Here is an 11095-nt window from a genome sequence, read left to right on the forward strand (position 1 = left end):
ATCAGCGCGCAAGTCATCATCTAACTGTAAATCTTTCAGTAGATATTGAAACGGCAACACAGAAGGGAAAAAATTCTGAGACTGAGGATTTTTATTTGATCGAAGCTTCCGGTTTTTAGACGAATGTCTCCGTCAGGGAAGTTGCAGCGTTTAATTATATCAATCAGGTTGTTGTGGCGCGATCGATCGTGCTTCCGACTAAAGAGCAGCTAATGGTACATACATCTTCAACAGACTTGGCGGCGACAATGGACATGGACTCCGATCGAATATTTCAACTAATCGACACAGTTGTCCCCTTTGAAGCTTGCCTTTATTATCAAGTTTTGCCTTTATCTCTAGAAGGCAATCTATTTAAATTGGGCGTAGTGGATGCTCAAGATGACTCCGCCTTGGACTACGTGCAGCGGATTTTAGCTTACATGAATTGCTCAGTCACAACCGAGCAAATTTCCTCGGAAACTCAACGCTCGATGCTCTCAGCTTACTTGCTCCACGGGAACCAAGTCAAAGAACCCAGCCCGACAAAAACCGCAGCAGCCCCAACACCAAAAAATCCCGCACCAGCAAATTCCGCATCCGAAGCAAAAACCCCGGTGTCTTTCCCCGAACCTTCCATTCCCGCTAGCGATCGGTTTCAAGCGACCTCCGCAGCAATCAAACCAGCAAGCGCTGAAGTTTACCCGACACCAGCAGAGGTGCCGGTTTTGGATGTCGAGGCATTGTACTTGTCAAGCCCCGTCGAAGTTTTGGCAACTTTGCCCGCGCCCCAACTGCTGCAAGAATTGCTCGGTAGAGTGCTGCTAGACGGTATCGGTAGGCTGTTTTTTGAGCGGCCCTCGCAAGGCCGCATTCTTTGGAGTCAAGACGGCGTTTTGAAATCGATCCTCGAAGGGATCGATCCTGTCCTGTTCCAAGAAGTCATCGACGAGTTGAAGCGGCTGACAGATATGCCTGTTTCGCCGGTGGAACATCCCAAACAAGTCGAAGTAGAACGCATCTATGGAAAAACTCATTTGCTGTTGCGCTTGCGAGTAATGGCTGTGGGCGGCAAGGAAGAAGCCACGCTGCAAGTATTGCGGGGAGCAGCTTTGAGGTTTTACCAGCAGCAGCAGTTGTCTAATTTGAGTCGGGATGCACTGCAACTGGCCCAAGAATTGCAGCGGAAAGTGAATCAAATTCGCGATCGAACTCGGCTTTCTCCTTTACCTTTGGAAGGTTTACCCGCTTTGGAACAAGTTGTCAGAAATGTTGACGGCCAACTTGAAGCTTTGATGCACGAACACAATCCCGACGGGTTCTAATTAGGAATAAATGGCGATTTTCGCGATCGGACTTGCGTACTTCTGAAACCCGGTTTCTTCCTATATTTCTGGTTCCTCTTCGCAAAACTCATAGAAACCGGGTTTCAGGCACCCATACGTCAGCCTTTAAAATTGCTGAGACCCTTGCTTTTATTGATTCTTCCTTCTTCCTTCTTCCTTCTTCCTTCTTCCTTCTGCTAGATTAGCCGTGTTCAAAAATCTTATCGTACTGCAACAAATCCAAAGTTACAAAAACAGGCAAACACTGAAAACATTGCTGTGCAACTTCCCAGCGTTCCTCTCGCTGCAACATAGCCGTCAACTTTTGTTTAGCGCTCAGCAAATAGCGGACATCGTTCGCGGCGTAGTTAAGTTGGTCATCTGAAAGATGCTGAGAATTTCCCCAATCCGAACTTTGAGAAGTCTTGTTGAGTTCTACTTTTTCCAACTCTTGGATTAACTCTTTAAGTCCGTGTCTGTTAGTGTAAGTTCTGGCTAGCTTGCTGGCTATTTTCGTGCAAAAAACAGGTGCAATGTCAATACTTAAATTGTAGCGCATTGTTGCCATATCGAAGCGGGCAAAGTGAAATACTTTCTCAATATTCGGGACTTCCATGAGCTTTTTCAAATTTGGTGCCGCAGTCTGGCCTTTCGCAATCCGCACCACCGCCACTTTACCTTCAGGATCGCACAACTGCACCAAACACAAGCGATCGCGCCACGGTAGCAAACCCATTGTTTCTGTATCAACCGCGATCGCCTCCGCAGTCAAATAATAAGATAACAGAGCATCGGAAATATCGCCATCGCACACTTGAAAATCTGGAAATTCCATTATTTAGATTTTAGATTAACATTGACTAGATTTTAGATTAACATTGACAGTTGTCAACTGTTTGCTGTCCCAGGTCAACCTGTATGCTGTCAACTGTCAACTGTCAACTGTCAACTGTCAACTATCTACTGCGGACAAAAAGCTGAGTAAAATAATACTCCCCTTTAGCATTTTTCGCAATCCCAATACCAGTCAAATTAAATTGACTCTCGATATTCTTGCGGTGGCCATCACTTTTAATCCAACCATCAACAGCATTGCGTACCGGATCGTTGTAGCCCATGTTGTAAGCGACATTTTCAGCCACACTTTGATAGGGAACAGTAATTGCTTTCGCCCGCCCCTCAAATCCATCGTGACTAAATTTAACTTTCCCACTCGCCATATTTTCGCTGTGAATTCTGGCAATCTGACTAATTCGCGGATCGACAGTCAACGGCGGCAACTTTTTAGAGGCTCGATATTGATTGATCTGTTGATTAACAGCTTTTTCTAAGTCAGCCAGCGAACTCGTCAAAGCAACATTAGTATTCATGGAATCTTGTGGGAGCGATCGCGCAGAAATGGACTGACCACAATTAGGCAGAATTGTCAACAATCCTAAAGAAATCAAAACCAAAGCTTTGGACATGAACTTGAATGACAAATAAAGTTAATTGTTACCGATTCCTACAGAGCGATCGCCCAAAATTCCGCTAAACTAGATTCAGAACCTTCGCCACAGTGTTCACGTCTTTGTCACCGCGTCCCGAACAGTTAAGCACAATGCGCGGACTCCCCGTTAATTGCGGGCACAGAGTCTCCAAATAGGCGATCGCGTGAGCAGTTTCCAAAGCCGGAATAATCCCCTCCAACTGCGAAAGGCGCTGAAAAGCATCCAAAGCTTGCTGATCGGTGACACTGTAATATTCAGCCCGTCCCGCATCCTTCAAATAACTGTGTTCCGGCCCCACGCCCGGATAATCCAAACCAGCACTAATCGAATGTGGCTCAATCACTTGACCTTCATTATCTTGCAACAAATAACTCATCGCCCCGTGCAGAACACCCACAGTTCCCTTAGTCAAAGTAGCAGCGTGTTTGTCCGTATCCACACCTTCGCCCGCCGCTTCAATACCGATCAATCTAATAGTTTCTTCCCCGACAAACTCGTGGAAAAGACCCATTGCATTAGAACCGCCACCGACGCAAGCTAATAAAATATCCGGCAAACCACCCCACTTTTCCTGACACTGAGCGCGGGTTTCTTCACCGATAATTGCATGGAAATCGCGCACCATCATCGGGTAAGGATGCGGCCCCGCTACGGAACCGAGAATGTAATGAGTAGTTTCAACATTTGTCACCCAATCGCGAATCGCTTCGGAAGTCGCATCTTTCAGCGTTCCCGTACCAGCGGCCACGGGTCGCACTTCGGCACCCATCAAGCGCATTCTAAACACATTTAAAGCCTGTCTTTCCATGTCCTGAACGCCCATGTAGACAACGCAGTCCAAACCGAAACGAGCGCAAACTGTGGCAGTAGCAACACCGTGTTGACCAGCACCAGTTTCAGCAATTACCCGCTGTTTCCCCATGCGTTTTGCTAACAATGCTTGAGCTAAAGCGTTGTTAATTTTGTGAGCTCCAGTATGGTTTAAATCTTCGCGTTTGAGATAAATTTGCGGGCCAGTTCCGTCTGCTTTAGCGTAGTGATCTGTGAGGCGTTCGGCAAAATACAAAGGGCTGGGGCGGCCGACATAATCTTTGAGCAATCCTTGGAGTTGCTCTTGAAATTCCGGATCTTTTCGGTATTTGTGAAAAGCTGCTTCTAGCTCGAATAAAGCCGGCATCAGGGTTTCTGGCACATATTTACCGCCGAATTTGCCGAATCTGCCGAGGGAGTCGGGGCGTTGGGCGGTGGTTTCTGTGGTGAGGCGCAGGGGGGTGACAGTCATAGGATTTTAGATTTTAGATTTTAGATTTTTAGATTCGCAGGTAAGCTAGAGGCTGGCGTGTCGATCGCACCAAAGTCGATCGTACCAAAGTCGATCGCGCACGATGAGCCGATCGAACAAATTTCATTATAATTCCTTCAACCCTTGACTCGTCAAAAAACAGAGACAAGCCCCCGAAAATCGTCGCGGAGAACCAAAAATTTTAGACTTGAAACTAAATTTCAAGCTTCCAGATTCATCTATGGAGTAGATCTCAAATCTCCAATCGACTGACGGGCTAATACAATAAGTAGAAGATGAGAGCGCATTCATAGCGATCGCAACCTTACCCCAATCCGCTCAAACTAGAAATACCCGTAAAAAAATTTCAGGGATTATAACATATGGCAGCATCCAAACGCCAAGATTCAGACAACAAAACAACCGACGGCAAACGCATAGTTTACTCCGAGTTTGGCAACACTGACAACTCAGCCGCCATGCAACGCGGCACCCCAGAAGTTGCCCCAAATCAACAAAATCTCAAAGTAGAAGCATCCCGAAAAGGACGCGGCGGCAAAACAGTTACAGTCATCAGCGGATTTCAGGGAAAACCTGAAATTTTAGCAGATTTAGCCAAGCAGCTAAAAGCCCAATGTGGCACAGGTGGTACAGTTAAAGACAACGAAATTGAAATTCAAGGCGAACACAAACAAAAGATTGCCGAAATCCTCAAAAAAATGGGCTACAAAGCTAAGATTAGCGGAGGCTAATTAGTCAGCAGTCAGTAGTCAGCAGTCAGTAGTCAATGGTCAGTTGTTAATTACCAATTACCAATTACCATGTCTTAATTTGTAATCAGGTTAAATTAGTTTAAAGCCGGAACCCCTAAAGGCGAGAAATTAAAATCAGACTATTCATTACTCCAATCCTCTTCCTTCTTGGTAGAGGTCGCCATCAACTGTCAACTGTCAACTGTCAACTGAACTTCATGTACACTCGACCCTTAGCCCGTTTAATCGAACAATTGCAGCGCTTACCAGGAGTCGGGCCAAAAACAGCACAGCGACTCGCTTTGCATATTTTAAAGCGACCCGAAGAAGACGTGCAAGCCCTAGCTCAATCTATGATTGATGCCAAAAAACAAGTGGGTTTTTGTAAGGTATGCTTTCACTTATCCGCTGAACCTGTTTGCGACATCTGCCGCAACACAAACCGCGACAGTTCTACCATTTGTGTAGTGTCAGAATCCCGCGACGTAATCGCCCTAGAAAAAACCAGGGAATACATCGGTAAATATCACGTTGTTGGCGGTGTTATCTCGCCGATGGATGGAATTGGCCCGGAACAATTGAACATTCAACCGTTAGTGCGCCGCGTCAGCCAGCAAAAAATTAGTGAAGTAATTATTGCGATTAGTCCTAGCGTGGAAGGCGAAACTACTACTCTTTATATCGGTCATTTATTGAAACCTTTTACCAAGGTTACTCGGATAGCTTTTGGTTTGCCGATGGGGGGAGATTTGGAATATGCGGATGAGGTAACTTTGGCTCGCGCTTTGGAAGGAAGGAGGGAATTGGATTAGTTTAAAACGGGCAATCGCTGAGTTGAAAAGTTAGAGAAACGAACCGCGAAGACGCAAAGGACACGAAGGAAGATGGGAGAGAAGGAAGTGCGATCGCTTTATTCAGGTTCGCAATCGCAAGTTTGCAAAAAAGGTTAAACTAAGCAAAGTTACTGACAGTGAAAAAATATGACCAAATTCGATCGCCCTTTAAGCTACCCCACAACCCGCAAAATCGACCAAACAGACGATTACCACGGCGTCCAAGTATCCGACCCCTACAGGTGGCTGGAAGACCCCGACTCAGAGGAAACCCAAGCCTGGGTGGAAGCTCAAAACCAAGTCACCTTCGGCTACCTCAGCCAAATTCCGGCGCGGGAAAAGATTAAACAGCGACTGACTAAACTCTGGGATTACGAGAAATACGGCATACCTTTCAAAGAGGGCGATCGCTATTTCTACTACAAAAATGACGGTCTGCAAAATCAATCCGTACTCTATACTTTACCATCTCTCGACGGCGAACCAAAAGTATTACTTGACCCTAACACTTTTTCGGAAGATGGAACCGTCGCTCTCGGTGGCATAGCTATCACTGAAGACGGCAAACTCATGGCCTACGGTTTGTCAACTTCTGGCTCCGATTGGCAAGAATGGAAAGTTCGCAATGTCGAAACAGGGGAAGATTTATCAGACCATTTAAAGTGGCTTAAATTCTCAGGAGCATCCTGGACTCAAGACGGTAAAGGTTTTTTTTACAGCCGCTACGATGAACCAAACGAAAAAACTAAACACGAAGACGTTAACTATTATCAAAAGCTATTCTACCACAAGCTCGGCACTCCGCAATCTGAAGATGTATTAATTTGCGATCGCCCTGACGAAAAAGAATGGGGATTTAGCGGTGGTGTTACGGAAGACGGCAAGTATTTGATTATATCAGTTTGGCTCGGCACTAACCCGCAAAACCTAATTTTTTACAAGGATTTAACCGCACCGGAATCAAGCATTGTCGAACTCATTAACAAATTCGAGGCTGAGTACAGTTTCATTGATAACGAAGGCTCATTGTTCTGGTTTCAAACGGACTTGAATGCACCGCTGGGCCGCGTAATTGCGATCGACACCAACAACCCACCACCATCATCCCTCGCTGGCGCTGACAGTCAAGGTCAATTCACAGAAATTATCCCGGAAGCAGCCGAAACCCTCGCAGGCATTGGCATCCTCAATAATCAATTTATTGCTTCCTACCTGAAAGATGCCTACACTCAGATTAAAATTTTCAACTTAGACGGCTCTTTTGTGCGAGATGTTGCTTTACCGGGAATCGGTTCGGCGGGAGGATTCGGCGGCAAGCGGCAGGACACGGAAAGCTTTTATGCTTACACCAGCTTCACGACTCCGAATACAATCTATCGCTACAATATGCTGACGGATGAAAGTACGATTTATCGGCAGCCAAAGGTTGATTTCAATCCAGAGGATTACGAGACAAAACAAGTATTTTATCCCAGCAAAGACGGTACGCAAGTACCGATGTTTATCACGCACAAAAAAGGCTTGCAGCTAGATGGTAACAACCCCACTTATCTGTACGGTTATGGTGGTTTTAGTATCTCGCTGACTCCAAGTTTTTCTCTTAGCAGGGTGGTGTGGTTGGAGATGGGCGGAGTTTATGTGACAGCCTGTTTGCGCGGTGGCGGCGAGTACGGCGAATCCTGGCACCAAGCTGGCACTAAGTTGAACAAGCAAAATGTGTTTGATGACTTTATCAGCGCTGCTGAATGGTTGATCGACAATAAGTATACCAAACCGGCTAAATTGGCGATCGCAGGTGGTAGCAATGGCGGTTTATTGGTGGGGGCTTGCATGACTCAGCGGCCGGAATTGTTCGGCGCAGCGTTGCCGGCTGTCGGTGTCCTGGATATGTTGCGCTTCCACAAATTTACCATTGGTCATGCCTGGGTTCCTGAATATGGTTCGGCGGAAAATCCCGCAGAATTTCCCACCATTCACGGCTATTCTCCGCTGCACAATCTGAAAGCGGGAACGGCTTATCCGGCGACAATGATTACAACTGCGGATCATGACGACAGAGTGGTTCCGGCGCACAGTTTTAAGTTTGCTTCGGCTTTGCAAGCAACTCACGTGGGAGAAAAGCCAGTGTTAATTCGGATCGAAACTAAAGCGGGACATGGGGGTGGCAAACCTACCGCTAAAGTTATTGAAGAATTGGCAGATGAATGGGCTTTTTTGGTGCGCGAACTCGATATTAACGTTTAACTAGCGCGGGATTGGGGGTGAATGTATCTGCGTTGCATCTGCGTTGATCTGGCTTAAATCTGCGGTTGACGCATTCATCAAAGATTTATGCAATTATTCGTCTAATTTTTGCCCCCAATCCTGCGATATTTCACCGCTGTTCGCAGCAGAAACCAGCTATCACATAACATAAATCAAGAAAAATTGTCAACCCCACAAATCATGATTTTTCTTAATATTAATTTTTGTATGTTTTAGCGGTCATTCTGACATTTTTTTTGAGAATGCTTTTTTCAGTTAGTTTAGCGGCAATGTCAAGCTGGAAACAGGAGTAAATCGAATCTAAAATTAAAAACTTTCCAATTCTCAAAAACATATTTTTCAGTGGATTTACGGTAAAGCCTCGGTAACAAGTAATACTTTTGTCCGCACTAAGTACGCTCGCGTCACCTACATTACTGCCTTTTTTAGCCATGCGTAAGTAATATTCAATCCGGGTTAAGAACCCCCTTTTATAAAACTTAATGCTTGAAACCGATCTTGCATAAACCGGGGTTCGAGTCCAGAGAGACTAAAAAATAAAAGGGGTATTCAAGCCGGATTTTGTATGGCGGGCGATCGCGCTTTCAATTTTATGGCACTGTCTACGCTCAAAAAAACAAGACTTAACTATAGCTGTAAAATCCTGAAAACCTTTCCACATCAAAGCTTTGTGTTGAGTAGTCATTAGGCGCTAGCTTCGGTGCCATAGCATTCCCCGTCCAATTTGGTCTAAAAATTTAAACTCAACAAAACACACGTAAGTATTGATTTTTTGGTTTAATAAAATTTATTAAGAATTTATATTTTGTTGTTGATCGATTTTTTTTAAAGGGGTAGGTTAGAACGGATAAGTAAATCAACGGATCATGAAAATGATCCCCAAAATGTCGCATATGTCAGCCGTCAAAATACCCAAATCTAAAAATATGGTCACTAAAAACAACTTTTTTTTTGCAGGAACCAGCTCTCAAGCAGAGCCTGAAGCCAAAAAATCTCTAGTGGTGGTTGACTCCAGAGTAGAAAACTACCGGCAATTGATCGGTGGGATCAAAGCAGGAACGGAAGTATTTGTACTCAGTCAAACCAGGGAGGCGATCGACCAAATCACCGAAATTGTGCGTCAGCGCCACAACATCAACAGCCTACACATAGTTTCTCACGGCCGAGAAGCAGCAATCGCGATCGGCTCTACAGAACTGAATATTGATAACTTAGAAACCTACAGCAGTCAATTGCAGCAGTGGGGAAAAGCCTTTAACGAGCAAGGCAATATTTTGATTTACGGCTGTAACGTAGCCGCCGGTGAATCCGGGATTAAATTCATACAAAAGCTCAGTGAATTAACGGGAGCCAATATTGCCGCTTCCCAGCACCTAACTGGGAGTGCAGCAATAGGTGGCGACTGGGAATTAGAAATTACTACAGGACAAATCAATACCGAACTAGCATTTGAAAAAGAAGTCCTAGAAAACTACACATCTGTCCTGGCAACTTTAGTTAGCGAAACCTTTCAAGGTTCAACAGCACTAGGGCCTTGGATTTATAATCCCGACGGTTCACCTCCTCCTGGCTTAACCGCAGGCCCCGGCCCCGGCATTATTCCCGGTGCAGTGGGAGGGCCATTCGATCCAGCAGGCAGTGGCGCTTTGAGATTAACATCAAACGCGGAGAACCAAGCAAATTATGTCATCTACAACAGCCCCATCTCTTCAACTGACGGGCTAAAAGTTACCTTTGATTTATTTGCCTATAACGGCAATACTGGTGCTGATGGCATTAGTTTTTTCCTAATTAACGGAACAGCTACGCCAGCATCGGCGGGAGGCTTCGGCGGCTCTCTCGGCTATGCTCCCAACACCACTCGCGGTCAAGCCGGGATTGTAGGAGGTTATTTAGGTGTCGGATTAGACGAGTATGGCAATTTTTCCAATTCCGATGAAGGACGTACTGGCAACGCCACGCCCAACCCTCCCAACGATCGACCTGATTCAATCACAATTAGAGGCAGCGCAGCCACAAACTATAACTTTTTAACTACCGCTCCCGTTCCTGGTGGCATAGATCAGAATTTGGCAACCACTCGCACTACTGCCAATGTAAAAAAAACAGTCCAAATTACATTACTACCAGGTTCAAGCAGTCTTTCAGTTGCTATAGATACTGACGGCAACGGTGTATTTGATACGGGCGTAACTTTGATCGACATACCCGATCTAATGGCGGTAAACGGAACAATACCACCTACTTTCAAATTTGGTTTTGCTAGTTCGACTGGCTTGTATACAAACATTCACGAGATTGCTAATCTCGCTGTCGAAACTATCAACCCTCCTGCACTTTCAGCCGACATTTCGGTGCTTAAAACAGGCCCCGCGTTCGTCGCTCCCGGTGGCAACATTACCTACACAATTACCACCAGCAATGCTGCTGGTGGATCCGCTGCCGCAGACGTTCTGATTCAAGATCAACTGCCCGCAAACTTAGATTTCGTTAGTGCTAACGACCCTAATGGCAATGGTGTGTACAACACTTTAACGCGGACTGTCATCTGGCCGTCGATTCCCAGTCTGGCTAGCGGTGCTAGTGAACTCCGCAGCATAACCGCAACTGTCACCGGGCCGATCGGCACTACCATAACCAACACCGCCTTTAGCAACTCCAGCACCTACGACCCCAACCCAGCTAACAACAACGGTACTTCCATAACATCTCAAGTCCCAACTACAGTTGCTCTAGCCGATGTCGGTACGACAAAAAACGGGCCAGTGGCGGAGACTGTTGGCAATATAGTTACTTACACAATTTCCACAGTCAACATCGGGCCGAGCATAGCGACTAACGTCACTGTCACCGACACCATCATTCCCGGTTTAACAGGAGTCATCGCCTCCAACGGTGGCATCTACAATAGCGTTACGGGTATTGTCACCTTCCCTCCTATGAACTTAGGCATCGGTGCGGCCAATGCTCTAGACAACACAGTCAGCTTCATCGCACCCGCAGGCACCAGCGTCAGCAACAAGGCTAGCAGCAGCTCAGCTACCCCAGACCCCAATCCGACTGACAACGACGGTAGTGCTCCGGGTGCTAATTTCACCACGACTCTGACACCCGCCAACCAACCGCCAGTTGCCAACCCTACCACTGGGTCGGTTCTTCCTGGAAATAC

The 11095-nt window shown here is 46.1% G+C and carries 8 protein-coding genes; 5 read left to right on the forward strand and 3 right to left on the reverse strand.

Annotated features, from left to right (window positions below; all coding sequences use genetic code 11):
- The first annotated feature begins 212 nt into the window (after positions 1–212).
- Positions 213–1304, forward strand: a complete 1092-nt coding sequence (locus tag QUB52_RS02535) for a hypothetical protein (protein ID WP_265238938.1) — start codon at positions 213–215, stop codon at positions 1302–1304.
- A 202-nt stretch (positions 1305–1506) separates the two neighbouring features.
- Here QUB52_RS02535 and QUB52_RS02540 read toward each other — a convergent pair whose 3' ends face one another.
- The 3 genes from QUB52_RS02540 to trpB form a co-directional block, all read right to left on the reverse strand.
- Positions 1507–2139 carry a ribonuclease D gene (locus tag QUB52_RS02540; protein ID WP_332972342.1) on the reverse strand — a complete coding sequence of 211 codons (633 nt, stop codon included), beginning with the start codon at positions 2137–2139 and terminating at the stop codon, positions 1507–1509.
- A 121-nt stretch (positions 2140–2260) separates the two neighbouring features.
- Entirely contained in the window at positions 2261–2770 is a 510-nt protein-coding gene (locus QUB52_RS02545; RefSeq protein ID WP_332972343.1) for a CAP domain-containing protein, read from the reverse strand.
- 64 nt (positions 2771–2834) lie between these two features.
- Complete coding sequence (trpB, locus tag QUB52_RS02550; protein ID WP_332972344.1) at positions 2835–4076, reverse strand: tryptophan synthase subunit beta; 1242 nt, start codon at positions 4074–4076, stop codon at positions 2835–2837.
- Between the two features lie 383 nt (positions 4077–4459).
- Here trpB and QUB52_RS02555 point away from each other — a divergent pair, with 383 nt between their 5' ends.
- From QUB52_RS02555 to QUB52_RS02570, 4 genes are all read left to right on the forward strand, one after another.
- Positions 4460–4828, forward strand: a complete 369-nt coding sequence (locus tag QUB52_RS02555) for a translation initiation factor (protein WP_332972345.1) — start codon at positions 4460–4462, stop codon at positions 4826–4828.
- A gap of 218 nt (positions 4829–5046) precedes the next feature.
- Complete coding sequence (recR, locus tag QUB52_RS02560) at positions 5047–5640, forward strand: recombination mediator RecR (RefSeq protein ID WP_332968159.1); 594 nt, start codon at positions 5047–5049, stop codon at positions 5638–5640.
- Positions 5641–5808: 168 nt separating this feature from the next.
- The gene (locus QUB52_RS02565) at positions 5809–7905 is read left to right on the forward strand and encodes a prolyl oligopeptidase family serine peptidase (RefSeq protein WP_332972346.1); all 2097 of its coding nucleotides are present in this window, start codon (positions 5809–5811) and stop codon (positions 7903–7905) included.
- Between the two features lie 947 nt (positions 7906–8852).
- On the forward strand, positions 8853–11095 hold a 2243-nt coding region (locus QUB52_RS02570), incomplete at its 3' end, for a DUF4347 domain-containing protein (protein WP_332976101.1).

This window comes from Microcoleus sp. A6-C6, from assembly GCF_036705955.1.
GTDB lineage: Bacteria > Cyanobacteriota > Cyanobacteriia > Cyanobacteriales > Microcoleaceae > Microcoleus.

Bases quoted from the DNA above. Each gene is read 5' to 3' on its own strand.
- QUB52_RS02535 (WP_265238938.1), top strand. From the start codon at position 213: ATGGTACATACATCTTCAACAGACTTGGCGGCGACAATGGACATGGAC.
- QUB52_RS02540 (WP_332972342.1), bottom strand. From the start codon at position 2,139: ATGGAATTTCCAGATTTTCAAGTGTGCGATGGCGATATTTCCGATGCT.
- QUB52_RS02545 (WP_332972343.1), bottom strand. From the start codon at position 2,770: ATGTCCAAAGCTTTGGTTTTGATTTCTTTAGGATTGTTGACAATTCTG.
- trpB (WP_332972344.1), bottom strand. From the start codon at position 4,076: ATGACTGTCACCCCCCTGCGCCTCACCACAGAAACCACCGCCCAACGC.
- QUB52_RS02555 (WP_332972345.1), top strand. From the start codon at position 4,460: ATGGCAGCATCCAAACGCCAAGATTCAGACAACAAAACAACCGACGGC.
- recR (WP_332968159.1), top strand. From the start codon at position 5,047: ATGTACACTCGACCCTTAGCCCGTTTAATCGAACAATTGCAGCGCTTA.
- QUB52_RS02565 (WP_332972346.1), top strand. From the start codon at position 5,809: ATGACCAAATTCGATCGCCCTTTAAGCTACCCCACAACCCGCAAAATC.